General features: G+C 52.4%; 18 protein-coding genes and 1 pseudogene. 1 reads left to right on the forward strand and 18 read right to left on the reverse strand.

Annotation, left to right across the window (positions count from 1 at the left end):
- Positions 1-18: 18 nt before the first annotated feature.
- The 8 genes and pseudogenes from MNU25_RS00960 to MNU25_RS00985 all read right to left on the reverse strand — a co-directional run bounded on the left by MNU25_RS00960 (position 19) and on the right by MNU25_RS00985 (position 11,625).
- Positions 19-864 carry a GDP-mannose 4,6-dehydratase gene (locus tag MNU25_RS00960; RefSeq protein WP_240983363.1) on the reverse strand — a complete coding sequence of 282 codons (846 nt, stop codon included), beginning with the start codon at positions 862-864 and terminating at the stop codon, positions 19-21.
- Positions 865-1,122: 258 nt separating this feature from the next.
- Positions 1,123-1,212, reverse strand: a pseudogene (locus MNU25_RS20380) (NAD-dependent epimerase/dehydratase family protein); the annotation flags it as partial.
- Between the two features lie 542 nt (positions 1,213-1,754).
- Entirely contained in the window at positions 1,755-4,118 is a 2,364-nt protein-coding gene (locus MNU25_RS00965; protein WP_240983364.1) for a S8 family peptidase, read from the reverse strand.
- Positions 4,119-5,225 (reverse strand): AAA family ATPase, encoded by a 1,107-nt coding sequence (locus MNU25_RS00970; RefSeq protein ID WP_240983365.1) that lies wholly within the window; start codon positions 5,223-5,225, stop codon positions 4,119-4,121.
- Between the two features lie 386 nt (positions 5,226-5,611).
- Positions 5,612-6,172 carry a group II intron maturase-specific domain-containing protein gene (locus MNU25_RS20390; protein ID WP_372503601.1) on the reverse strand — a complete coding sequence of 187 codons (561 nt, stop codon included), beginning with the start codon at positions 6,170-6,172 and terminating at the stop codon, positions 5,612-5,614.
- A 638-nt stretch (positions 6,173-6,810) separates the two neighbouring features.
- A complete protein-coding gene (locus MNU25_RS00975) occupies positions 6,811-8,259 on the reverse strand; it encodes a 4-hydroxyphenylacetate 3-hydroxylase family protein (protein ID WP_240983366.1) in 1,449 nt (482 codons plus the stop codon).
- A gap of 95 nt (positions 8,260-8,354) precedes the next feature.
- Entirely contained in the window at positions 8,355-9,653 is a 1,299-nt protein-coding gene (locus MNU25_RS00980) for an acetyl-CoA hydrolase/transferase family protein (protein ID WP_240983367.1), read from the reverse strand.
- Positions 9,654-10,182: 529 nt separating this feature from the next.
- Positions 10,183-11,625, reverse strand: coding sequence for a sigma-54 interaction domain-containing protein (locus MNU25_RS00985; RefSeq protein ID WP_240983368.1), 1,443 nt, complete (start codon positions 11,623-11,625; stop codon positions 10,183-10,185).
- Between the two features lie 340 nt (positions 11,626-11,965).
- On the opposite strand from MNU25_RS00985, the gene MNU25_RS00990 reads away from it, so the two are divergent.
- Positions 11,966-12,769, forward strand: coding sequence for an N-acyl homoserine lactonase family protein (locus MNU25_RS00990; protein WP_240983369.1), 804 nt, complete (start codon positions 11,966-11,968; stop codon positions 12,767-12,769).
- Positions 12,770-12,816: 47 nt separating this feature from the next.
- Here the strand turns inward: MNU25_RS00990 and MNU25_RS00995 are convergent, their stop codons facing one another.
- From MNU25_RS00995 to MNU25_RS01040, 10 genes are all read right to left on the reverse strand, one after another.
- Positions 12,817-13,062 (reverse strand): hypothetical protein, encoded by a 246-nt coding sequence (locus MNU25_RS00995; RefSeq protein WP_240983370.1) that lies wholly within the window; start codon positions 13,060-13,062, stop codon positions 12,817-12,819.
- 336 nt (positions 13,063-13,398) lie between these two features.
- Positions 13,399-14,925: an undecaprenyl-phosphate galactose phosphotransferase WbaP gene (gene wbaP, locus MNU25_RS01000; RefSeq protein WP_240983371.1), complete on the reverse strand. Its 1,527-nt coding sequence runs from the start codon at positions 14,923-14,925 to the stop codon at positions 13,399-13,401.
- 305 nt (positions 14,926-15,230) lie between these two features.
- On the reverse strand, positions 15,231-15,440 hold the full coding sequence (locus MNU25_RS01005; protein WP_240983372.1) for a hypothetical protein: 210 nt from the start codon (positions 15,438-15,440) through the stop codon (positions 15,231-15,233).
- Positions 15,437-16,735, reverse strand: a complete 1,299-nt coding sequence (locus tag MNU25_RS01010) for a flippase (protein WP_240983373.1) — start codon at positions 16,733-16,735, stop codon at positions 15,437-15,439. Before MNU25_RS01010 ends, MNU25_RS01005 begins: the two co-directional genes overlap by 4 nt.
- Before the next feature lie 417 nt (positions 16,736-17,152).
- Positions 17,153-18,151 (reverse strand): PIG-L deacetylase family protein, encoded by a 999-nt coding sequence (locus MNU25_RS01015; protein ID WP_240983374.1) that lies wholly within the window; start codon positions 18,149-18,151, stop codon positions 17,153-17,155.
- 161 nt (positions 18,152-18,312) lie between these two features.
- Positions 18,313-18,498, reverse strand: coding sequence for a hypothetical protein (locus tag MNU25_RS01020; protein ID WP_240983375.1), 186 nt, complete (start codon positions 18,496-18,498; stop codon positions 18,313-18,315).
- Between the two features lie 26 nt (positions 18,499-18,524).
- Entirely contained in the window at positions 18,525-19,814 is a 1,290-nt protein-coding gene (locus MNU25_RS01025; protein ID WP_240983376.1) for a GNAT family N-acetyltransferase, read from the reverse strand.
- A gap of 255 nt (positions 19,815-20,069) precedes the next feature.
- A complete protein-coding gene (locus MNU25_RS01030; protein ID WP_240983377.1) occupies positions 20,070-21,068 on the reverse strand; it encodes an acyltransferase family protein in 999 nt (332 codons plus the stop codon).
- A gap of 1,058 nt (positions 21,069-22,126) precedes the next feature.
- Positions 22,127-23,788, reverse strand: a complete 1,662-nt coding sequence (locus MNU25_RS01035; RefSeq protein WP_240983378.1) for a cell wall-binding repeat-containing protein — start codon at positions 23,786-23,788, stop codon at positions 22,127-22,129.
- An 803-nt stretch (positions 23,789-24,591) separates the two neighbouring features.
- Positions 24,592-26,451: a cell wall-binding repeat-containing protein gene (locus tag MNU25_RS01040; protein ID WP_240983379.1), complete on the reverse strand. Its 1,860-nt coding sequence runs from the start codon at positions 26,449-26,451 to the stop codon at positions 24,592-24,594.
- Positions 26,452-26,639 lie beyond the last annotated feature (188 nt).

The following is a 26,639-nucleotide window of genomic DNA, read 5'->3' on the forward strand; positions in this document are numbered from 1 at the left end:
ATTGCCTCACCGGCAATGTCAAGACGCATCCCCGCGGTCACGGATGCGCTCCTCCCACTCTGCCAAAACATCCTTCACACTCTGCTCCAAGGTATAAACGGGTTCCCACCCGGTTGTCTTCCGGATCTTGCCCGGATCACCCACTGAATAGATGTTTTCTGTCGGTCGCATTTTGCTCGCATCCGGGATAACCGTCAGGTCGCCGTAGGTCCGGCGCATCATGTCTAAGATATCGCTCAATTGTCTGGCCCGCCCGGAACAAATATTATAGACTTCGCCCGCACTCCCGCGCTCAGCCAACAAGCGGTAGGCATGGACCACATCCCGGACATCGGTAAAATCGCGATAAACATCCAAACGCCCGGTGGCAACGCTTCCCCGACCTCGGGCAGCCCGAACGAGTTCCCGGGCAAAGTCGGGAATGACAAAACCCTCTGCTTGGCCCGGACCGATATGATTAAACGGTCGCACTGCCAGCACCGGCAGGCTGAGTTTTTGTCCCAACTGTAAAGCACTACGTTCAGCCGCATATTTCGAAGTCGCATAGGGACTCTGCGGGTTAGGACAAGACGCTTCGTGGAATTTCTCTCCCACCGTTTTGCCGGGGCCATACACCTCCGAGGAACCTATCTGGAGAATGGCTTGGACTCCTGTCCCCGCCAAAGCCTGCAAAAGGTTGATCGTGCCCAGCACGTTAATGGCAAATGTCTTACCCGGCTCTTGCCAGGAATACTGTACGGAGGCGATCCCCGCCAGATGAAAGACCCAGTCCGGGCGTATCCTCTCCACGCAAAGCTGTAGAGCCTGGGCATCCAGAATGTTCACTTCTTCGTAGAACACGTCGTACCGCGCATCATACTGCACATCGCGCCCGTTTTGCGTGTCCGACTGATCAACGCCCTCCCAAAGAACGACTGAAGACGTTGCTGACGCCGACGAATTCAATAAATCCGATGGAGTCACTGCCACCGACGAAATTGGGGCGCCTGACAGAATTACTGATGCAGACGAAAATCCCGAGACGGAGGAAGTCTCCGGAGCTGATGAAGTCGATCGAGCCGCCCGGTCCCCTCGTTGCGGAACATTGTCTGCATGTGTGCCCAAGCTGAAAGGCCCCTGTCCCAAACCGTAAACCGTATGTCCGGCATCAATAAGTTCCCGTGCTAGATATTTCCCAACAAAACCATTACAGCCAGTGATCAGAGCCTTCACAGGCAGCCAAACCCCTCTTTCTCCTACTTACGTCGACTTTCTCATCTCAGGTATGACCTCTTCCAGGCGATCTCATGGATATCTGATATCGAATATCAGATACCGAACAACCGATACTGTTAAACTGTTATTCACTGCCATTTCGTTCATCGCTTAGCCCTGTTTTTTTATTCGACAAATCTTTGGCATATCCTCTTTCTTCACCGTAGAATCTGTCTCATTCTTTTCTTTGTCCCAAAAAGCATCTCCCTGTCCACAACTTGTCCATGGGTGGGACCAAACAAAAACATTCCCACGACACAGCCCCGCGGAAATTCACATTTCCACGGGGCTTGGCTGACAGACCACCGTGCGGCTGCATTCGTTGAAATTTCACTGCTTCTGTATCCCAAAGTATTCCTTGATTGCTGCCTGAGTGATTTGTGAGAAGTTTACTTCTTGCTTTTCCGTCGATTCCTTGAGCCAAGCAGGCAACGTTATTTTTACAACCCGATTATCCATCTCACTGCTAACTATATCAGGAAATACTGTGAGGGGCATGATCAGAGAGCCCTTGGAACAGGAATGTTCACCTTGCTGCCAATCTTGATATTGCTATGCCAGAAGTTGTATTCATCTAACTTTTGCGATACCTCATTGTAGACGGCTGCCTTACCCAACGGATCCCTTATGGTCAGGATGAGGCAAAACTCTTGCCCAAGCTCAATAGAATTCAAATTTGCTTTGCGTTCGACATGGTCACGGTATAGGCCTTTCAGATATAAAAACCAATGCTTGTCCTGGGTCAGGAACCTTACCCTATTGCCATCCGTAAGCTCAGACAGATCAACTGCATACTTTTTGACGGGGTAGTATTTATCCCCGTACTGGATCAAAATCCGTTCTCTTAGTGCAAAGTCACCTCTGGCTGCCTTCATCGTTCTGGTACTGTACACCGCGCTAAGGAGAACATTTTGTGCATTTTTTTGTCCGACTGGATTTAGGATATTCCTTTTGGAAAGATCCCGTTCTATTTTTCCATCATAGGATCCGAACTTGACGTCGATATTTGACTGACAGTATTCGGCCCCCTGACTTGCATCCAAAACCGGATCATATACCAATGTCGCAACAATCTGTCCCGTATAAAAACCATCTTTCACTAGGCCGTTCGGCATGGGAAAGTCCATGACATCAATTTTTTCCCCCCGTGGCAGTTTGTCCCTCAGGATAAGCGTTGCTTCATGTGGTGAATTGTATATAATTTCATTGACAGTCTTAGGTCTGCCAAAGCCTAGCTGCTTAGTACGCTCCTCCGTGGGCAGCTCTAGATTTTCGGAATAAGAAGCAGAGTGAATGATCAGAGCCTTGATGAGTAGCGGATCAAACGCTTCGTTCAGTTCCTGATAAACCCCCGCAGCAAGGCTTGTAATGCGCGGAGTGGAAAAGCTTGTGCCGACAGCGCTTGCTATCGAGCCATCTTGATAAAAGGATTTGACTCCCGTCGTCCGTGCTTTTCCTTCTAGATCCACACCGGCATTTCCTCCATAATGTGCTACCTCTGGTTTGATGATGTACTCTGGACCCGGCCCGATACGTGAAAACGGGGAAGGGTTATCAACTGCTGCAAGATCGTATCTCTCTCGTTTGTGAGCGATAGAACCAACCACCAATGAACGAATGGAATCAGCGCCTTCATGTATTCTGCCCTTTGGTTTTCCAAGCAAAAAGTTGTTGCAGTTTCCCGCAGACTTGCAAATGAGCACATTGTATTCATCCTGCAAGTCATCTAAAGCAAGGGCGAAATCAGAAAAGCTGTCATCCTGTACAGGATTGGTGACACTAATGGAAAGGTTCCATATTTTTACCTTTTCATGATTTTGCTTGACGGCTTCTTTGATATTTTCTATCAGCTCGCTTTCATCAATACCCTCTTTATATGTATCCGGAAAAACTGCCGCATCAAACAGCCTAACGCCCTTATGCCCCACCCAATTCTGCTCTTCCAAGCTATCTCCGTATAGAGCCACACCCGAAACGAAAGTACCATGAGACGGATTGATCACGTTTTCCGGATAAACTGACCACCGCTTTCCGGTCAGCCATGGCGCTAAATGTGGAATGGGAGCAATCCCACTATCCAGTATACCTATGGTTGCATAATGTTGGTCTTCCTTAGGCTTCATGATCCCAACGGTCTGCGTGTCCCCCAGCATATCAAGAGACAGCTTATATTTCGGCATCGGTTCAATCGAAAATAGGGCTTCAAAAACCTCGCTTTCTTTTATGGCATCCAGCACGGCTTTGTCCACACCTTTAAAGCTATAAATGGAGACCCGCTCTGTATAATTCGTTTTTTTGAAGGCGATACCTTTCTCTGTGGCCGTTTTCTCAAACAAACGCTGAACCGCTAAGTTCTGCTCATAGTCTTGAAAATCCATCAGCTTAACCTTGTAGCTCTGCTTGCCCTTTTCCTCGATAACAAGAGGCTCATACTTGCCAAAGTGCTCTAAACATGAAATGGCGGCCTTGTTTCGTCCATAATCCTCCAGACGAGCCGAAACCATCTTCATCTGCGTCAATGAATCCATACGCACGATAAGTTCATCGGAGCGACACAGTCCGATAACATTACTTCTGTCCTTTGCTCGAAATAGCTCAGCGATATCATGGCGTCGAGACTTTGAAGTCGCATCGTCGTGCATTTTCGCCACAAAGACAAACGGTACGATAGAGTCGGTCTCCTCCCTTTGAGCGATTGCGGGCGCAAACCGATTCAGGTCACCGGACAGCTGCTGTGCTCTTTCCACCAGCTCCGCCCCGGACAAAAGCCACTTGGGAGGCTCGTTACCACCACCGCCCTCCACCCGAAGCTCGTCAATATCTCTTGTAGCAAAAAATTTAATTGGCAGCTTCTCATCGGACATTTAGCTCCCTCCCTTGGACTCACTTTTAGATATTCCCTGGATCTTTCTCAACGGGATCCCCAAACTCTCATTGATTTCCTTGTGCGTCGCGTTGTTACGAAACAGGTAGCGTATAAACTCATCTTCATCTTTAATGCGGTGATGCTTGTGAAAATAAATCTCACGCAGTATGTCACAGCTGGTCACAGATTCTTTGCCTCGGATAATGTTCTGTCTAACTGAATTATTAATCACCGTTTTGATGTCAGAATGGCTGAACCCAACAAATGCAGCTCCCATCTGTTCCGCCTTTTTTTCTGTAGAGAGGATGTTATTGGCAACACCGCTTAAGTAGAGATACAGAAGCTTTCCGATCTCACCTTTTTGTGGCTTTTCAAGGGCAATCACCTTGGAAAACCGCCTCCAAATAGCAGAGTCCAGCAGTTCATCGTGGTTCGTTGCGGCAATCAGAATGCTATCGCTATTCAGCCCGTCGATATTCTGAATTAGACTATTAACGACACGCTTTAATTCCCCCAACTCGTTTTTGTCATCTCTCAGTTTAGCAATAACATCAAACTCGTCAAGAAGCAAAATACACTCACGCTTCGCCGCATAGTCAAAGATTTTACGGATATTCTTCGCAGTACTTCCCAGCAAAGAGGAAATCAATCCCTCCAGTCGGGCTGTCACCAGCGGCAAGCCTGTGACCGATGAAATATACTGGGCTGTCGTTGTTTTCCCGCACCCAGGTGGTCCATAAAGCAGAAGCGAATTGGATGGTTCCAGTCCCGCTTTTAGCAAGCTTTCGCGTTTCATATAGCACTCAATAAATCCACAGATCTCTTGTTCAGTATATTTGCTTAGCACAATTTGCTTAGTCGCAACTCGTGGGTATGATATTTCCACTATATCCATACGACTTTCCGCATCAACTGGCTTCGTTGAAAAACTGTCCAGTGCAGTCATTTTTCCCTTTTTGTTAGACAAAACACTTCTAATCTTCTTTGCCAACGGTAAATCGCCTTGGTTCTCCAGATTATCTGCCAAAACTACAGCATAATTTAATACCTTTTCCTTATCGCCAAGCAGTCCACCCTCGATTATTTTTATTATTTCCGTATACAAATGATAACCCCCCCTGATGCTATCATCATACCTAACATCCGCATCATTGTCAATCACTTCGTTATCAAACTACATATAAACGTTATTGATATAGCCGTTTTCGTTATTATTAACGCAATCCCATCAACCTCATTCAGCCGTCGAGATACCAGGGGCAATGATCGTATCCAATGATATGCACCGACGGGTAGATACCAGGGTTGTTCACTAGTATATCAAAGCCGCCGAAATTCTGAACGGCCGAAGAGATCATCTCCTTAGGAGCCGAGTCATCCAGCAGATCCACCTGAACGGCTAGTGGGAAGAAGGCACCCCTCACGGGATGCCAGCCCCCGTTGTCACCGGACGTGCAGTTTTCCCGCATCCGGCGGCCCCAATGCTATCCCCTAGCGGGGAGACTCGAAGAGCTTGAGCTGTTGGTGCCTGGGTATTCTCCACTCCATGCGTGCCAGACCCATTTGGTCCAGTTCCTCCGCTGAGTGGATCTTCCATCTTCCACGGTCCCGCCATCGGCGGCGTAGATACGCACGCACTCGATTCCGTATCCACTTGTCTAGGTTACGAAATAGAACGAGGTTATTTCCGTATCGATGGTAATTGGCCCATCCCGTAAGCTTTGGATTCATCTCGGAGATCACATGCTCAACCGGGATGTCTCCCTGGTTGCGTCGCGTTGCTTCCCGAACTTTTGCATAGAAGGACTTTAGCGATTTCTTTCCCACGCCGATATAGCGCCTGCCAAAATGGAACCCCAGGAAGTCAAATCCCTCCTGGAAACTGCTGATGACCGTCTTTTCCGCTGACAGCCGGAGCTTCAGCCGACTCAGAAGTTCACCCGCCCGTTGTAATGCCGTCTCCGCTTCCTCACGGGTTCGGCAGAGGATCAGTACATCGTCCGCGTAGCGGACGTGTGCGTACCCAGCTGCCTGTAGCCCATCTATATGCATCTTCCCAGGGATTCCTTACCTAGCCCCGGCTCGACCGTCTCCGGCCAGGCTGCAACTCATAGCACAGTCTCGCCCGATACACACGCCACCTCGGCCAAATCCAATACCGGCTGTCGCTTGGGTATTCGAAAACGGGTCTTCTTTTTTCACGTAAAGATTTTACGGGATCGTAGAAAAGCAAGAAATCCTAAGTGGATTCTTGCTCTTCCCCTCCTTGTTACTTTCTCATCTCCTGGAGAAATTGTCAGCTCGGTTGGAACCATGACCGGATCCCATGGAAACCTCCATTCGCTTACAAAACCGCCTCACTCTTGCTACTATTTCAGCAGCGATTTTCTGTTCCTCAACAGCCGCGGCATCAATACTCGCTGCCGCGACAACAACGCACGGAATAACCTCACTGCTGAATTTTTGGGCGCAATTCGAGGAACACCCGCTCAAATATATGACCAAGTCAGCCTCGTAACTATTAAAGACTACCACACAACCATCTTGAGAAAGAAGCCTTTTCACTTCTTGGGCAATTTCTTGGCGGTTGATCCACGGATTGCATCCACCACAAAAATTGATGCTCACTCGCTGGTCTGACATATTATCTGCCCGCCGTCCGTCCTGATTGCTTCCTAATCCACTTCCAGCTAGTTCGTGCCAATCCCGGCAATAGCCTTAGCAAGTTCTTTCTTCCGTTCCGGATTGCTCTGACGAGCTATCATTATGCGCTGAGCCTGCGGGGAACCCGCCCCGTGCATCGATTCTGTCCGGTAACCGACTGCGGCCGTACCCAACGTGAGATTTTCAATTAAGCGCAGGATCCGCATGCGGTCTTCTGTTGGAACTGAAGCCACACCTCGGAAATACTTCTCCACAACCTTGCCGATTTCCGGATGGCGCAAATCTTTTTCGGATGGCATCGTAACCATGAGGCCACCGGCAATATCCTCAGCCAAGCGGGCAATTTCATATGGGAAACGGGTGACGTTTTGCTTGGTGACATTGGCTAATAGCATATTGATGAGATAAGTGCCTGAAGCTGTTTTGTGACCCTCAGCGGAACAGGCAATCCCGCAGGCATATAAAGTCTCATTAAGGTGAGTCATTTCAACGAGCTTATCCTTAATATGGGATGCTTTGGCGGCTCCGTTATAATCGGCCGCCACCGCCGCTGCCCCAATCAGCACATCCCCCACACCGACTTTGCAGCCGCCGTAGCTTTGCCGGTGATATCCGGCAAAGCGTTCGACCAAAACGCCGCTGAATTCGTATTCGCCGCACATAAAGACGTTTTCCCAGGGAATGAATACGTCGTCAAATACCATCAGGGCTTCGTGTCCCCCGAACTGTTTATTTCCTACATCAATGTCTCCGCCCTCAAGTTTGCGCGTATCGGAAGACTGACGACCATAGATATAGAATATTCCTTTCCCGTCCGCCGGGGCGACAAATGAAAGCGCGTAGTCTGCGTCTTCCTGGCGCATGGTGCTGGTCGGCATCACAAGGATCCAGTGAGAATTGAGCGCGCCGGTTTGATGGGCTTTGGCACCCCGAACGACAATTCCGTCGTCTGTTCTTTCCGTAACATGAACATAGAGATCAGGATCGGTCTGTTGGCTGGGGGATAAACCCCGGTCCCCTTTGGGGTCGGTCATAGCTCCATCAACGGTCCAATCCTCTTCTTGCATTTTCAACAAAAACTGAGTGAATCGCTCATGATATTTTGTGCCTAATTTCTGATCCATTTCAAAAGTCACGCTGTCCACGGCATTGATGGCATCCATCCCTACACAACGCTGGAAGCAAGCGGCCGTCTTTTGCCCTAAAAGGCGTTGCATCTTAATCTTCTTGACCAAATCATCGGTACTTTGATGCAAGTGGCAAAAGCGGTTGATCTTTTTGCCGGTAAGATGAGACGTCGCGGTCATCAAATCCTGATACAACGGATCCTCAGCTAAAGCATAAGTGGTTTTGACGGAGTTCATCGACGGTCTGATGATGGGATGATCCACAGGATTTTCTACCCGTTCACCTTGCAGGTATACCTTTAAATTGAGTCTTCTTAGGCTTTCTTCATACTGTGCTGCAGTTTTCACAGAATTACCCTCCTTGTAAGATCTATGTTCTTCTGTTACCGTTTTATTCTTTTTCTGCTATGGTTCCTTTGCGGTTATCATGATAGCGTTAGCGTCTACAGATGGATACCGTGTTTCTTCGCCTCGACTTTAAGTTTTTCCCGGAATTGCGGATGAGCTATCTCGATCAAAGCATTCGCCCTTTGCCGGATTGTCTTTCCTCTCAGGCCGGCGATCCCATATTCGGTAACGATATAATCCACATCATTGCGGCTGGTCGTCACGGCCGCCCCCTCTTCCAGATGGACGGCAATGCGGGAGAGTTTACCACCGGAAGCAGTCGACGGTACGGCAATGATGGATTTACCTCCCTGTGAGAGTCGCGCCCCTCTGACGAAATCCACCTGTCCTCCAACTGCACTGAATTGACGATAGCCAATCGTATCCGCACAAACTTGCCCGTATAAGTCAACTTGAAGGGCAGAATTAATGGAAATTAGCCGATCGTTCTGTCCGATGATGTACGGATTATTCGTATAGTCCACTGAATGCATTTCGACAATTGGATTATCGTGGACGAAATCATATAAGGACCGGGTCCCCATGAGAAAAGTGGCCACCATCTTTCCCGGATGCAGGGTTTTTGCCTTATTGTTTATAACTCCAGCCTCGTAAAGCTCAACTACCCCATCCGAAAACATTTCGCTATGAATGCCCAAGTCGTTCTTTTCCGTAAGGAAACCCAGAACCGCGTCCGGAATGGCTCCGATTCCCAGTTGTAATGTTGCTCCATCAGGCACCAATTGGGCCACATTTCTTCCGATGCGTTCCTCAACCTCACCAATTTGCGGTTTTGGCAATTCAATCAAGGGCTCATCCCAAGGTACCAAGATGTCCAATTCACTGACATGGACAAATGAATCCCCCAAAGTTCTGGGCATGAAGCGGTTCACTTGGGCAATAACCAGGCGAGCCGAACGGAGCGCTTGCAAAGTATAATCCACGGAAATCCCTAAACTACAAAAGCCGTTTTGGTCCGGAGGTGAAACCTGAACCAAAGCCACATCTACCGGAAGGTAGCCATCCCGGAACAAGGACGGAATTTCACAGAAAAAAACCGGAGTAAAGTCCGCTCGCCCTTCATTTACGGCCTGCCGGGTAGTACCCCCCACAAACAAGGAATTGTGACGAAAATGTCCTGCCATCTCCGGGCGGCAGTAGGCGGCTTTACCCATAGCAACCATATGGACGATTTCTACCGCCTGGAGCTCAGATCCTCTAGCCACCATTGCTTCCACCAAGGTCTGAGGCTCACCGCAAGCGTGACTTATGACCACCCTCTGTCCGCATTCTATAGCACGGACAGCCTCTGTCGCGTCTTTAATTCGCATATCGTATACTGTTTTCCAATTCATAGATAATCCTCCGCTCTCTCGTTAGTCTCAGCATGCCATGCCGGCAATCTTCTTTCTTGCCAAACGGGTTTGGAAGGAAATAATGGCTGTACAAAAAACATTTGCATAAATCGTGCCATTAGGAATTTCCCTCGAAACCTTCTCTTTTTCGTTCGCTGATCCAATCCTGATGCTCCCACTTCTACAAATGGGAGTGGTTCTCCCGTACCTTGCTTCGGTGGGGGTAGACTTCAGTCCTTCAGCGCTATAGTGTTCGTTAAGGGCTAAGCGCTTTCGGCGAAAACCATCCTCAGCCGTTGGGACATTCTTTGACAGCGTGCGGCTTCGGCGATGGTCTGCACAGGAGACCATCGTCACTGGATGCTTTCGTCATCGAAGTCTCAATGTTCAACTCAAGTTGAACAAGTTCACTGGTGCTAATTTTGAGGGCCTGTGCAAGATTGCACTTCCTGCTCTAAATCATGTGCAAGCCTGCACAAATGAGACGGAAAACGCACCATGCAAAAACCCGCCTCACGGCGGGTCTAATCTATACTAAGCCATATTTTTGCATTTTTCGAAAAAGGGTTGTCCGATGAATCCCTAAAGTTTCGGCAGCCTTCTCTTTATCCCCGTTACTCGCCTTGAATGCTTCCAATATAAGTCTTTGCTCCAGTTCGCTAACCCTGCTTTCCATGGATGTTGCCCACGATACGCTATCCGGTTCGATTCCCAAAAACTCACAAACGTGCGTTCCCGAAATACTGTCGCCTGGATGTAAAACCACCAGACGTTCCATTAAATTCTCGAGTTCACGGACATTTCCAGGCCAGGAATAGCTGCGCAGTACCCTTAAAGCTGAGATCGTCAGGGTCTTGACTATTCCATATCGGTTCCCCATTTCTTCCATGAAGTGGTTAGCCAAAGCGACCACATCCTCAGGTCGTTCCACTAATCCCGGAATTCGCAAATATATCACATTCAGCCGGTAATAGAGGTCCTCCCGAAATACTCCCTCTTCAACCAATCGGTTCAAATTACGATTCGTCGCTGCAATAACCCGGCAATCCACAGGAACGGCCCGGGTGGAACCCAGCGGCGTTAATTCCCGTTCCTGCAACACCCGTAGAAGCTTCACCTGCAGGTTTTTAGGCATCTCTCCAATTTCATCCAGAAATAGTGTACCACGATGAGCCGCTTTAATGAGGCCTTCTTTCCCTTGCCTCCGTGCTCCTGTAAAGGCACCGGCTTCATAGCCAAAAAGCTCTGATTCGGCCAATTCTTGAGGCAAAGCCGCCATATTAACCTTAATAAAAGGACCTTTTTTGCGTGAACCGGAAAAATGCAGTATTTTAGCTATGACTTCCTTTCCGACTCCCGTAGGCCCCTCAAGTAAAACAGTGGATTCAAAGTTGGCTAAATGGACTGCTTTATTTAATAAATCCCGCATTAATTGATTTTCCGCAATCACCGGACCCACTCCTTCAATACAAAAAACATGTTTATCTTCAGGTGGGATCCCTGATTTAACCACAACCAAGGGACTCACTGTAGTCATAACATGGATAATCTCGCCGGAATCATTAAAGACGGGATAACCCGTGGCCAGAACTATTTGATTCGTTCTCAGAATACGCTGTCGGATGGTTTCCGTCTTGCCGGACTTGAGAACCAGGAGAGTGACGGAGCTGTCAAAATACCCATCACCGACAAGCTTACTCATATGGCGACCTTGTATTTCAGCTGTATTAATCCCCGTCAAACTCTCATAAGCCTTGTTGACTCCCAGGGTATACCCTTTTCCGTCAGTTAAGTAGATCCCTATCTTATCGTGGTACTGAATGTCTTCCGGCCCGTCTTCTATAGACGAATACCCGCCTTGGTCTTTCGGTACTGCCGAACCATGAGGGACAACAAAACGTTTATCGACAGACCGCATAGGAAAAATAACCACGTTCTTCCCGTAATTGGCCTGATTACTTACTTGTGGCAACGCAATCCCTCCTCGAGCTGATAGAAAATGCAGCAGACTTCAGCCAATAACATCTGTTTTAGATCGTTCCATTTACCTCAATTTACCCGTCAATTTTGAGTTTAGTTTACCCTAATTAACCTGAAGAATCAATTATTTGGTTCTGAAGTGTCGCATTCGAGGGATGAAAGGAAATGCTAGAATCAATGTCCCAAGCTCCAAAATCGTCTTGGCATATTTCTTGCATTAACAAAATATTCAAAAGGAGAACTTACCGGATTTGTTCGGCTTAAGGAGGTGAAGGTATTTTTCTTAAGTCAGCAAAGGGAGATTCCACATCAAACAATGGGAGGTAAACAATGTGAAAGTATTTGTTCTTAATACTGGGTGGTTGGAATGTGATGAAAATTGGATGGTCGCTCAGTCAGTGCTCGGTTCTGTGAGTAATAAGACCCCTCGGGTTAATTGGATTAAGATACCTGTTTACGCTGTCTTAATTGATCATCCCCAAGGTAAAATTCTGTACGATTTAGGGTGTCACCCTGATGCCATGAAGGGATATTGGCCTGCTGGGCTCGCCAGCGTATTTCCTTTCCATTCTGAAACGTCACAGGACTTTGTCACTCAGCTGGCATTGACAGGAACTAAGCCTGAAGACATCAAAACGGTCGTTGCTTCACATCTCCACCTTGACCATGCAGGCAATATGCACTTGTTCAAACATGCCGATGTTTACGTTCACCGGCAGGACTTTATTTACGGCCAAACCCTCGTTCACTTAAGTCCAGACCCCGCTGCCCATGGAGCCTATGTCAAAGCCGATCTCGAGGTGCCGGTAAAACAATACCACCTTGTTGATGAAGATTTTGAGCTGCTTCCGGGCATAGAACTTATTTCTTTGCCGGGTCACACACCTGGAATTTTAGGCTTAATCGTCCACTTGAAAAAGGAAGGCACCCTCATTTTTCCCCAGGATGCTGTGTATGACCGGCGGAATTACGGGCCTCCTGCCAAAGCCTCTGGCATTGTCTATGACAGCATCGCGTTCTTTGATTCAATCGAAAAAGTCCGCAAGTACGCCAAGAAATATAATGCCACAGTCATGTTTTCCCACGACATGGAGTTCTTCAAAACGATGAAAGTTGCCCCGGATTTTTATGAGTAATCTTTGTTCTGTAAAGTTTGATTGATTTTCCCAGCGAGGCCAGACATTTACGGATGTCTGGCTTCTTTCAAAGCGTCATCAGGTCGGTTCCTTGCTAACCCATCCAGTGAGTCGTAGAAACGACCGGCAATATCCTTCCTGGCATACTCGTCCACGAGGTCCTCGGCAAACAGGGAAGCCAATATCTCCACCTTTTCCTTATTGCTCAGCATTGAATTAACGAAAGTACTCCACTTATCCCTGTAATAATCGTCAACAATACTTATTACCTTATGATCCTCATCTAAATTCACCTGGGTCAGCTTAACAAAATATCGTTAGTTGGTGCTTTCCCAATTTATAAATGCGATTCTGATGTGCCCCAAAATACTCTAACATATCTAGATATACTAAGCACTTGTCAATGTTAATGTCAAAAATGGAGAGGTAATTCACGATGCCCTTGTAAGTTTCCAAAGGATATTGCGTAGGATTAACCAGTCCCTCTGACGATATCAGGACAAAGATGCTATTGCTCTCATTGTCAAACTTCAAGGAAGCCCTGAAGGTGCCCGCTTCGTCATCGGCATCGTACGGAATCTTGGCAGAGATGGATGATAGTTGTCGGATATCCATTTTCAGACCCCTTCTCAATACGCCCCGTCCCTCTTCCACACAACCCCCACCGTCCTCAGGAGCAGCACGATATCCAGCCACAGGGACCAGTTGCGTACATACCATACATCCAGCTTCACCCGGCCGGCGAAGTCGATGTTGTTGCGCCCGCTGACCTGCCAAAGTCCGCTGAGACCCGGCTTGGTCACCTGAATATCATAGAGGGCGGAACCAATCTTTCCCTCTTCCCGGGGCAGGTAAGGCCGGGGACCCACGAGGCTCATATCACCCACCAGGACGTTCAGGATCTGCGGCAGCTCGTCCAGGCTGTAACGGCGAAGGACTGCCCCCACCCGAGTCACCCGCGGATCTTCGCCTTTCAGTTTATTAAATTTTTCCCATTCCCGGCGGGCCTGAGGTGATCGTTTCAGATGGGTCTTGAGGATGGAATCACTGTCCCGGTACATGGTCCTGAACTTTAGGCAGGAAAACTGCCGGCCGTCTTGACCCAGGCGGGTCTGGACAAAAAAAGCAGAACCCCGGCTGTCGATCCGGATCGCCAAAGCAATGAGCATTCCGACCGGTAAAGCGACAAGCAAAGAGAGAAGGCCCAAGAGCAGATCAAAAGCCCTTTTTACTCCCCGGTTCAGGGCGGACTTCAAGCGGTTGCGGATGTTGAGGAGGAGGAGCTGTTCATCTAAGAAATACTCCGCTTCGATGCCGTTGAGGGAAAGCCCGAACAAATCCGGCACTACCATGATATTGTTGACTAAGGGCTGCAGCCGGTTGACCCATTCCACCAGCCGCTCCGGCTTCAAACCGGGAGCGGCCAAAATGAGATCACTGACCCCAGTTCTCCGAATGACCCCGGGCGCGTCCGCGAAGGAACCCAGGCGGGGGGCAGACAGCCCGGCGGCCGGGTCACTGTCCTGCCCAAGCCTAAGCCCCTCGATATCCTCGTTATCATCCAGTACCCCCAGGATACTATAGCCGAGCGTCCGCTCCCTCCGGAAGGCTTTGACCAAGAGCTCCGCCGTGCGCCCGGCCCCGAGCACTAAAACCGGCTTTTCCCACACGCCGGTTCTGACCAAGAGCCGCTTGATAGCATAGCGGAACAGAGGCAAGAGGAGGAGAAGCGCCAGCCAAGTAGCCACGACTAAAGTGCGGGAAATTACGTTCCCGGTCTTCGTAACATATAAGAAAGCGACCGAGAGGAAGGCCGCCAACGTACTCGCCCTGAGAATGCGTTCGAGTTCCAGCCAGAAAGGCAGGCGTTTACGATAAAGTTCTTCATAAGCCAGCACCGCGATGGCCACCGCCGGCAGCCACCAGAGGTTTTCCAAGCTCTCCGTCAAAAGCTGCCCCTGAAAAAGCCCCGGAAAAAGCCCGGGCAAAATCAAACGGCGCCCCGCGAAGGCCACCAGCATTGACACAAGAATCGCCAACGCGTCCGTTGCAAGAAGAAGAGGCACGGCCAACCATTGTGAACTCAGAAGGCCCCGATTCACCGGCCATTCCACTTCCCTTTGTGCTTTTTGCGCAAATAACTCCACGGTTTTCATGCAAAACCCGGCAGGATAGTCTTCAATCTATTACAAGAACTATGCCGAATAAGCAGCAACACTCTCCTGCCCCTCCCTTCGTTTAGGCGCGCCATTAGCCCCGCCAACGGAGCCGTGCTTTATCCGAAGCGGCAACAAACATTACTTAGTCGCAGCCCTAGGAGACAAACATTACTTGGCCGCAGTTCTCGGTAGAAACCCATTCTCTCGCAATCTTGGGCTTGAGAAACATTCCCAAGTAATCTTTGAAATGAAAAATACTCCCTCATAGTCCTTTGTTCGACAGAGTCCCAAATAATCCTGCTTTATACGGTGACTTTTCCCGGCAGCCCCTTCTGCGCTCCCCTGGCCGAGCAGCCCCGGTCGAGCACCCGGGAGAGCATGGCCAGAAGAACTCCCACATTCCCGCCGGATTTCTGCGTGGTCCCCGTCGTGGCACCTTCCGCGGCGGTGAACCACTGGAGGGAGGCGCTGCCGCTCCGCCTGCGATCGAGATCGCGCCGCAGTGCCTTCAACGGGAGGCCAACCGCCTTTTCAGAGCGGCCCGGACAAGATCCACATCTTCCGCTTTCAAGACGAGAACGTCCCGCCACCGGCTGTGGGTAAAACGCAGATAAAAGAGCAAGGTCGTAAAGGTGAAGGTCGCATACGACAAACTGGTGGCGATCGAAGCCCCGTTGATCCCAATCCTGGGAATGAGCACCAGGTCAAGAAAGATCGTTACGATGGAAGAAATAGTGGCAGAGAGCGTGTTTCGCCCCGCCAGGCCTACCCCCGCCAGGTAATTGGCCAGGATATTGGAAATAGAGAAAACGGCAATCCCCGGCAAGAGCAGCAGCAGAGCCGTCACAGCCGGGGCAAAGCCCGAGCCGTACATCAAGTCAATCAGGGGCCGGCTGATCAGACCCAAAAGCAAAGAAAAACAGCTGATGAGCATAAAACTTATTCGCGTCACCTGGCTGGTAAAGACATGCATCTCTTGATCTTCCCCGGCCGCGGCCGCCAAGGGAAAAATCACCGTGGCGATGCTGGCCGAGACTCCCCAGAGAGTTTCCGCCAGGAGTACGGCCGCTCCGTAGATTCCCACTTGGCTGAGGGGCAGAAAGTAATTGACGATAAATACGTCCAGGCGGTAATTCAACTTCTGAATCGTGTTCCCCACCTGGGCCTTGACCCCATACCCCAGGAGTCCGCGCAAAATCCCCCGATCCAGCACCGGTTTGACTCCCTTGCGCCCGATTAGCAGGTGCAGCTCCCAAGCACTCAGGAGAACGACCCCCGCCAGGGCTCCCAGCAGAGCGAAAGTCGGGGTGGCGGCGGCGAGCAAAAAGAGGACCATGAAAAGAAGGTTCAGAAAGCGGTCCAGAACAGTGAGCCGGTTATATTGACCGATGTCTTGCATCCCCAGAAAAATATTGACCACACTCGCCTTAAAACTGAAAACCGGTACCGTGAACAAAACCACCAAGAGCTGGAAATTACTGAGCCCGCGCAAAAACTGAAAATGATAGCTCAGATTCAAGAAATAAAACAAGACCGATATGAACGCGGTCGGCACAGTGAGAAGGAGGTTGTCGCCTAAGACCCCGGGCAGGGTCTCACGGTTTCGCCCCAAGAGGTAGACATTGGCCGAGGCTAAGCCCCAACCCAAGATAAGGCTGGCAAAACTGATGAAATTGGTTGACACATTGACGACTCCCCAGCCGGCCGGGCCGATCCAGCGCGAGACGATGGCCCCGGACAGCAGGGTAAGCAAGAAGGCCGTCAGGTTCCCGATAAAAGTTAAAGCCGCCGATCGGACGAAACGCACACTGCTTTCTCCTCTTTCAGTGAACTCGTTCAGCTAAAGCTGAACATCCAGACTTCGGTGGGGGAGTCTACCCCCACCGAAGCGGAGTACGGGGCACCACTCCCACTTGTAGAAGTGGGAGTCTCACGATTGGATGGATCAGAATTATCCGGTTCATGCTCGTTTTCCTAAAGTTCCGTCAGTCTCTTACAACCCTCGCAGCACTCGTATCATTAATTGACTTTCACGGAAACCCGCAGTGGGTGTTATGCGGACATTGCGCGGATAGTACGAGGATAGTACGACAGTATTACAAAGGTATTACGCGCCCATCAGAGTCGCCACTCTCGCAGCACTCGTATCATTGCTTGAGTTGCGCATCCGTTAGCGTGAGGGTTGCAGCTGCGGGATGAACGCTGCCACCTTCGGATCGTTGAATTAATTCCGCACCCCCGGCCGCTCGCTTCTCTCCCCATCGACCGGAGCGGGCGGCAACTCAGCCAAGAGGTCCTTATATCGGCGGCTGCTGTTGTAGCTGCAAATCAGACTGCCGCTGTGTCTGTTAGACTTGAAATGGTCCTTGAGTCGGAAGTAAACCGCGTCATCCGCAAAATGCCGGCGCACAAAAGCCTCATAGGCCTCCATGTTCGTCGCCAAAAAGCTCTCGCAGAATTGGTCCGGCCCCAGGTAGAGACCGTTAGCCCGGTTGAGATTGGCAATGAACTTGAAGCTGTACGGCTGGGACTTATAATGGCTAAGCAATTCTGTCTTGCGGGCGTAAAAACGGTTGATCTTCAGGCAGATATTGGCGTGAAACAGGGTGAGCGGGCTTTGCGCCTCATACAAAAACACAGAACTTTCCCGGAGAAACGCCGGCTCCCCGGCGTAGACCCGGCAGAGCAATTTGCTCACCGCATAATGGTCCGGGTGGTTATCCAAGATGACCGGCACAAAGAGAGTGTCCGGCCGGATCTCCCGCAAGGTCTGAGCCAGGGCCGCGTCAAGATGACTATGCAGCAAGTCCCCGTCCGTCCCCCCCAGAAAATAAATATGCCCTTGCGGCAGACCGAGACTCGCGCCCACGGCCAGACCCTCTTCCCGCCTTTCCTTGCGGACGGTTGCGGCATCCGCCGTGCTTCCTTGTTTTTGCCCGTCGGTCAGGTAGATGATAAAGACCTCTTTCTGATCCTGCAAATAACTGAGAATCGCCCCTCCGCAGCCGATGATTTCATCATCGCAATGGGGAGCGAGTATCGCAATCCTGCGGCCGGGCAAATGCTCAACCACCCGGCATCTGGCCTCGATTTCCTTGCGGTTCAGGCGAAAGAGCCGCCTAAAATAAACCGTATTCCCAAGGTCAAAACCCCGTGCGTTAAAGAGCGCAAAATAGACTTTACGCCGCAAAAGCTTGAGGGATTTCCCGACATCCAAAGACAATTCCGCCTCCTTTCAAGCCCTCTTCAGCAGGCTATCCCCGCAGTTCCCGCGGTTCCGGCAGTCCACGCGGTTCCGGCAGTCCACGCGGTTCCCAGGGTTCCCGGAATCCACGCGGTTGCCGCGGAGTCGGACTCCCGGCATCTGTGCGACATGCGCACCCCTCAAACTCTGCGTGCCCGTACCTGGTTAATGCTTTTGCGGCTGTTACTACCTCCAAAACGCCAAGTCCCCGTCTCCAGGTCTCCCGCCTCTTGGCCGCTTCTGGACACTGGACCTCTGAAACCAAACTTAGGACCCCGCACCCGGGTCGGATTCTGCATCAGTTTCCCGCTAATCTGCCGCCTCATTGCCGCGCCCCCTGAGGCTTTCTCCCCTAGGCTGTGTCGGCATCCCCGGCGCTGATCTGCCAGCGCTCCCGTTCCGTGAAGAACTCCAAGTCTGCCTGCAGCACCTTGACGATGAGATAGAGCGGCACCTGTCTCCTGAAGAAACCGTTCCCGCGCAGATGAGACGGAAAAGCACCCCCGCCCGGGTCCCAGACCCTAACAAAGGCGATGCCCCTCCGGTTCAGATAGCGCCCAAGCTCGCTTAATGACGCTGCGGCCTCCTCTGCCCGGGAAACGAAACTCTCCACGATTTCGCCGCCGGAGAAATGGTCGTGGCGATCCAAGCGCACCACAAACACCGCTACATCTTCAGAGCTCTTGTCCGTCGCGTCGTCAAGCCTCTTTTGCGTCGCCTCCTCAGAACTCTTTTGCACCGCATCCTGGGGCCCCTTTCCTACTACATCCTCAGATCCCTTCCCCGCCGCGTCGTCCGGTCCCTTCCCCGCCGTGTCGTCCGGTCCCTTCCCCGCCGTGTCGTCCGGTCCCTTCCCCGCCGTGTCGTCCGATCCCTTCCCCGACACGCCGTCAGATCCCTTTCCCGCCGCGTCGTCAGATCCCTTTCTCACGACCAGCGTCAGGTATTCCCGCTCCTCTCTATGGGGCTGGTCCAGATATTTCCACGTCAGATAAGCCGCGTCTTTGCGGGGCTGAATGCCCCGGCCGGTTGCCTCCTTCCCCTCAAGAACTACCGCCGCGGCCTCCGGGGCTATGCTTTCCACCCGGTAGTCATGGGAGCGGGCAGGCCACTGCAGGATGTTTTTACTCCGGTCCACTACCCCGCCGAGCAACCGCCAGACCGGGCCCCGTCCTGCCAAAAGCCCCTGCCAGCTCAGCACCCGGTAAAAAAGATCAATGCGCCCCAGATCCGCAAAGCCGGCCTTGAGAAAACCGGGGTAGGAATTCCCGTTGGCGTAACCGTAGATAAGCGCATAGCCTTGCGCCCGCAAATCCGCCAGAGCGAAGGCCAGAATCCTCCCAAAAATACCCCTGCCCCGGTATTCCTTGAGGACCATGGTATCTCCCGACTGCACCGCACGATAAGAGGTCCCCTCATACTCCAAAACACCCGGAAAGAAAGAATTGGCTCCGACAATCCTGCCTTCTCCATTCAAGGCCAGGTAAATGAGTGCCCCCTCCCCCGAGGCCGGGTTCTTTAGATTCTTCCACATGAAAAAATCCCGATCCGGCGCTTTTCCGTAGACCGCCTCGAACACTTGCGCGTACTCCTCGAAATCTTCGTCCCGGTAGCGCCGAAAGCGCAGGTCACCCGCCGCCAAATCCTTCGCCCCCTTGAACAAACCGTTTGAGCAGACTCTCTATACCATTCCCGGTTCTCCCTATAGACAAACTTGCCGTTATAGTGACTAAGAAACCAGTATTCTAACGCATTCTTCTCGCAATTTGAAGACCAATTTTCCACCGGTGAACAAAGCCACCTCTTGGCGATTACAACCTGGTATTCCCCCGGCTGCCAAACTCACAATTCTCCCGATTGACAGACCCACCTTATCCCCGATCCATAAACCCCGGTTCTACCCGTCGACCTTACCCGAATAGAGCCGGTAGAGAGACGGGACTTTTCGTAATCCCACAATCACCAGGCTTATAATCAGAACCTGAAGGATAAAACTCAAAAGCCAGGCTGGGCCTACCTTGGCTAACAAGATGTTGACCAAGCGCAGCACGGCAAAATCCAAACCCATAATGAGAAGGGTATTCCTGCCGAGAAATCTGAGAAAGCGCCCCTCCGACAGGCGCTGAGCCAGCGCGAAGGCCAGAAGAATCCCCGCCAGGGCCCCGGCGTACATCAACAGACCGTCTCCGTAACGGTTATCGTCAAAACTGACAATGATGTGGTTGTAACGCACCGCGAAAAAGCTGACCAATGCGGCCGCACCTATAGCCCGCAAGCCAATGGGCACGGAAACAAACCCTTTCGCCCGCAGCACTCGGCCCGCGTAAAAGAAAGCCAGCGCGGTCAGGGCGGTGTCCGCGTTCCAAGGGATCTTGACCGACAGCTTGAGGGAGGTGAGATAGCCGAGAAACGCCAGCAACCCGATCAGCCAGAAACGGGCCAGATCTGTCCGCGTCAGCTTCAAAACGGCAAAGAAAAAGAGTTCAGTCATGAACAAAGCGGTCAGAAACCAGAGGGGAGAACTCACCGGCAACCACGCCGCCGTCCCGCGCGAGTAGAAGATGCCGACCAAGTATTTCTCCAGGGGCTGAATCGCCACCGGTGCACCTCCAAGAGCAGCTCGGGCTTCCGGCAGGACCACGAAGAGGAGATAAAAGGTGAACGCGAAAGCGAAGTAGGGCTGGATGTACCGGCGGCCCTTATAGAGCAAAAAATCCCGCCAGCGGAATTTCCGGAATTTCTCCACGTTAAAAAGATACCCCGAGACAAAAAAGAACAGAGGCATATGGAAAGAATAGATAAACTTCATCAAAAGCTGAGGGCGCCCGTTGGTATGGCCTAAGATGACGAGAAGAATCCCCAGCCCTCTGACCGCATCCAGAACTTTGTTTCTCAACCCTTCTTCCTCTTTTCCGCACTGTCCTTGGGAACTCTCATGGCTAAAGCCGGTTTAAAGCGGTTAAAGCCTGGGGGTCTGCGAACCTATAGCTGACCGCGCTCTGATTGACTCTCGCCCAAACGCAGCAGCATCCAAACACTGCAGCATCGCAAACTCTTACGCTTCATTATAGCAGAACTGGTCCCCGCAAACTATCCCGGCGAAGCGGCGAACCGCCGGATGGCGCCCTCAACACCGCAAAATGGGCGGCGCGCACGCCCTGCGTCAATCTCCTCCTGACAAGCACTGCAAAATCGGGGGCCAATACTCTAAGGCCCGAGAGACGACTGGACTGCTCCTGGACCCCAGATAGCTACTCTTAAAACCAAAAGGTGAACCTCCCCCACCTACGCTTTAGGCTTAGAGGCGGAGGCTTCGGGGAGAATATCGCCGGCAGGTTGGAACAATCCTCAGTTCAGAAGATCCCATTCACCGCTCAAGATGCGGTCTTGAGCGCCGGATGCCAGCCATCCCTTGACCCTCCCGACAACCGGAGAGGTTTGTTTCTCTCCAGGCCCGGAACTGGGCTTCTACTACTTTCCACCTCGTTTACCCGGTGGGCCGTAGATACGTAACCTCTCCGGGTGTGTTAACCAGGTCACAAATCTTCCATCTCCCACTTTAGAGGTGGGAGTCTTCTGCTGAGTACTGACAAAGGCCGTAAGGCCCCGGGAATTAAGTCTCCCCGGGGCCTTTCCAAGGCAATTGTCCGTACACTCGTCCGGCACAACATCCGTCTGTTTGTCCGGCACCGAGTCCGACTGAAAGAGCATCCGCCGATTATGAACCCGGACGCCGAAGTTTAGCCTTAATCCCCTAATCCCCTTCGCTTGGAGACACCGGAAGTGTGCCTGGCCGGCAGGCCCTCATCGCAGAGTCTGTGGATCGCAAGCTCAGTCTCCGGGTCACAAGCCGGGTCTCTGGATTCACAAGCCGGGTCTCTGGATTCACAAGCCGGGTCTCTGGATTCACAAGTCGGGTCTCTGGATTCACAAGTCGGGTCTCTGGGTCCCTGCTTAGCTCTGCGGAACCACCACACTCTGGGCGGTCCCGAAAGTGTAGCCCGTGTCGCTCGTCGTCACCGTATAGGTCTGTCCGGCAGTTAAGGCAGCGCTAATCCCGTAGGCTGCTCCGTTGCCGGCGGTTGACACCGAGGCAATGGGCACGGCACTGCCCGCGCTGTTAAGAAGGGTAAAGTTGTTTGCCGTCAAACCAGGTACGGCGGGGCTTAAGTCAAGTGTAAAGCCCGTGGTCGAAGGGCCGTAGACAGACGTCGTTACGCTGACCGGCGCAGCGGGCACCGTCACATAGTGGGTGCCTCCAAAAGCGTAACCTGTGTCACTCGCTGTCACCGCGTAGGTCTGGCCGGCCGTTAAAGCGGCAGCAATCGAATAGGTCGCTCCGTTGTCGCCCGTCGCCGCCGAAGTAATGGGCACGGCACTGCCCGAACTGTTCAGAAGGGTGAAGTTGCCCGAAGTCAAACCGTTCAAGGCAGGGCTCAAGGACACCGTGAATCCAGCCGTTGACGGGTTGCTCACCGTTAAGGTTTCACTGATCGTGGCCGGAATCGGCACCCCGCCCCCTTGAGGGTACTGGCCGTTCAGGATATTAGCGACATCTTGCAGAATCTCGTCCGGCACCGCCGCCGTACCGCCCAGGGTTGCGACCTGCGGCTGGATCCCCTTGGCTTGCAGCATCAACAGATACGTAACAATCGCGGGCGGCAAACTCTTTGAATTCGGGTTGACCAAAAGGATCGGGGCATTATGGTTCGCGGCCAGCGGGCTTCCCGCTAAAGCGTCGGCAAACCCATACCCATTGGCCACATAGATCTGAGTGGGGTCAGGGAAGAACTTGAACAGGATGTCGGCCAGGGTCGCAAAGCGGTCCGCTCCGCCCAGCCGGGTAATCGCGGTGCCGGGAGCGATACTCTGAACCTGTTCCTGAACCTTCGTCGAGATAACCCCGGTTCCCCCTATGATGTAAGTCTGTGACGGCTGATCGTTGTAGACAAAATCCCTGACACTTTGAGGAAGAACATTCGGCCCGCTCAGCAGAATGGGCCAGCCATTACTGGCCGCGACGGAAGAGATGCCGAGAGCATCAGGGTAATTCTCACCGCTAGCCAAAATAATTGGGGTGTGGAGCGGTACATTGAGTTGTTGGGCTACCAGGGTATCCGTCTGATAACGATCCACCCCTCCGAGCCTGGTCACGACATACCCCAACTGCCGCAGCAGCTGCGCCAAGTTGTACGTGACAACCCCTCGCCCGCCGACAATGAAGACGTGTCCGCCTTTAACTAAATGCTCTTTGACGTAAGCCAGAGCCTTAGCGGAACCCTTGACACCATTGTTGACCAAAACGATAGGGGCATTCTGTTGATGGGCCAGCACACTGGCAGAGAGCGCGTCCGCATAGCCGTTGCCGGAAGCCAGCACCACGTTTTGCACCTGGTCGGGATACATATCTTCGTCTATCCGGACTGAGGTTCCGAACCTGTCCAGCCCAAACAAGCGCCCAAAATCCCGCCAATTTTGCATATGGCCATGACCGCCATGACCTACAGCCTCATCGTTACTCCCCTTCCAGAACGGAGCCGCCTGTGCGGGAACCGCTGCGACGAGGAGCATCAGGGACACCAAGACAGCCAAGGCTGTCATCTTCTTTCGAAACATGAAACTAAATCCTCCTTCTCCAAAGTCATGGTTACCGATCCAACACCTGATTACCGACCCGGCACCTGACTGCCGACTTGGCACCTGATTACCGATTCGGCACCTGATTACCGATTCGGCACCTGATTACCGGGTCGGCACCTGATTACCGGGTCGGCACCTGATTACCGGGTCGGCACCTGATTACCGGGTCGGCACCTGATTACCGGGTCGGCGCTTCTTTCCTGCAAACGTATCCACCTAGCCGCTTTACTGCCATCAGATTCGCTGATAATAATCAAGCTGCCGGATAATAGCCGCGGCCCGCCTCACCTCCTTGACAATGGCAAATGAGCCCGGTCAAATTCTCCGATGAAATTCCCCGGGGTATCATCGGTACGTCAATGTATACGCGAGGACCCCTTGGATTTGCGGGATGCCCTTGCCCTACCTGCGCCGGAACGTCCCGGAATTCATACTTACACTTTCAACCCTGAAATTGCCGCCGCGCAGTCATCGCACGCTTTTCAGCGTTTGTCGGCGCCTCTGCGGCAGCATACAAATCTGACGGGACAAAAAAGTAACCTCCTCGCTTCCCGGCGGGAAGATAAGGAGGTTAAATACGACACGTTCTTAAACTTCGTTAATCGGAATGCTTAGCCGGAAGCCGCAGGCCGCGGGCCTGAGTGCCACAGCCCAGTCCGTCGGGCACACCTGTACCTGTTTAAGTTGTTACAGCAGACTCAGAGTGCCGTTAGCCGAGTCCGTGGTCCCAAGCTGCATCTATCGGCCCCCGTTTGTATTGGCCCCCGCTTGGTCCCCGCTCAGCTTTGCGGAATCACCACAGTCTGAGCTGTTCCGAAGGTGCAGCCCGGTGCGCTCGCGCTCAACGTATAGGTCTGACCGGCCGTTAAAGCCGCGCTGATCGTATAGGCCGCCCCGTTGTCGGCGGTTGTCGCCCCGCTGATGGCTACCGGGTTTCCCGAACTGTCTGCGAGGGTAAAGTTCGCCGAAGTCAAACCGTTCAAGGCTGGGCTCAAAGACACCGTGAATCCTGTCGCAGAGGGGTTGCTCACCGTTAAGCTTTCAGTGACAGTCGCGGCCGGCACCGTCACATACTGGGCACCTCCGAAGGTGTACCCCTCGGCGCTCGTCGTCACCACGTAGGTCTGTCCCGCTGTCAAAGCGGCGCTAATCTGATATGCCGCTCCGTTGTTAGCGGTTGCCGCCCCGGTAATGGCCACGGGGTTTCCCGAACCATCGGAGAGGGTGAAGTTATTTGCCGTCAGACCCGGTACGGCGGGACTCAGGTCCAGAGTGAAGCCGGTAGTCGAAGGACCGTAGACAGAAGTCGCTACACTGACCGCAGCGGCCGACACCGTCACATACTGGGCACTCCCAAAAGTATAACCTGTGTCACTCGCCGTCAGCGAGTAGGTCTGGCCGGCAGTTAACGCCGCGCTAAGCGTGTAGGTCGCTCCGTTGTCGCTCGTTGCCGCCCCGGTGATAGCGATGGGATTCCCCGAACTATCTGACAAAGTGAAGTTGGCCGAAGCCAAACCGTTCAGGGCTGGGCTCAAGGAGACGGTGAACCCGGTCGTTGACGGGTTGCTGACCGTCAGGGTTTCACTGCCAGTCGCCGGGGGGGTGGGTACGCTGCCATTTTGAAGAATGTCGTTAACCCTCTCCACCAAGCGCCTCGGAACTGCCCCGTCTCCGCCCAGGACATTCACCTGAGGCTGTACACCGTTATTTCTGAGCGTTACCAGATAATCGTGCACACCTGCGGGCAGATGATAGCTTCTGGGATTAATCAAAAGAATCGGGGCGTTGTTAGCGGCGGCCAGGGTGCTGCCGGACAGAGCGTCGGCAAAGTCGAACCCGTTGGCCACGTAAATCTGGCTGGGATTGGGAAAGAACCGATTGAGAATGAGAGAAAGGGTCTCAAAACGGTCCACACCGCCAAAGCGCTCCATTTGGGCACTGGGGGCGGCCGCCTGGATCTGGGCATAAACGCTGTCGCTCACGACACCTTCGCCGCCCACTACATAAATATTCGTCGGGGCATCACTTTTGATAACATCCAGCGCCGTTTGCGGGATCCGGTTCACCCCTGTGAGCAGGATGGGCCAGCCCTTACTCGCTGCTACGGAGGAGATGCCGAGCGCATCGGGGAAATCGTACCCGTTAGCCACGACGAGCGGCGTGCCTTGCGGCACATTCAGTTGTTTGACTATGTCGGCATCGGTAGCGAAACGGTCACTGCCGCCTAAACGGGTTACCGAGAAGCCCCGGTTGAGCATCCACTGCTCAACCCTCTGGGGAACGACTCCGACTCCGCCGACGATCGTGACAGTTCCGCCGGCAACCAGATGATTCTTTACGTACTCGGCGCTGACCAGGGAGTCGTGCAGTCTGGGCCCAATCAAAATGATGGGAGCCTTTAATTTGGCGGCTAAAGTGCTGGCCGCCAGTGCGTCCGGAAAGCTATATGCTGAAGCAAGAACAACATTTTGCACCTGTCCCGGATAAAGTTGACGGGCAATGGCTATGGAAGTTTGAAAACGATCCTGGCCGTAGAACCGGTTGTACCCTCGCCAGGGAGCGGCCTGAGCCGCTGTGGCTCCCACCACCAGCAGGAAGAGCATGCTCAGGATTAAAACCAGCGATAAGCGTTTTTTCACTTAAACCTCTCTCCTTCCAATAAATCAAGCTTTACTCGCCCATAACTAATTCGTACCTACGTCCGATCCGCCTCCTCCTTTCCGCCGGCCGATTCCCGGTCAATGTGATAACATTACCTGGGGGGGGCGGCCGCTCCAACTCCTTCGGTCTGCACAGGGGAACCTTTTCTTCCGGGGTACTTAGTGGA

Origin of the sequence: Acididesulfobacillus acetoxydans (assembly GCF_902729405.1) — a bacterium.
Classification (GTDB): domain Bacteria; phylum Bacillota; class Desulfitobacteriia; order Desulfitobacteriales; family Desulfitobacteriaceae; genus Acididesulfobacillus; species Acididesulfobacillus acetoxydans.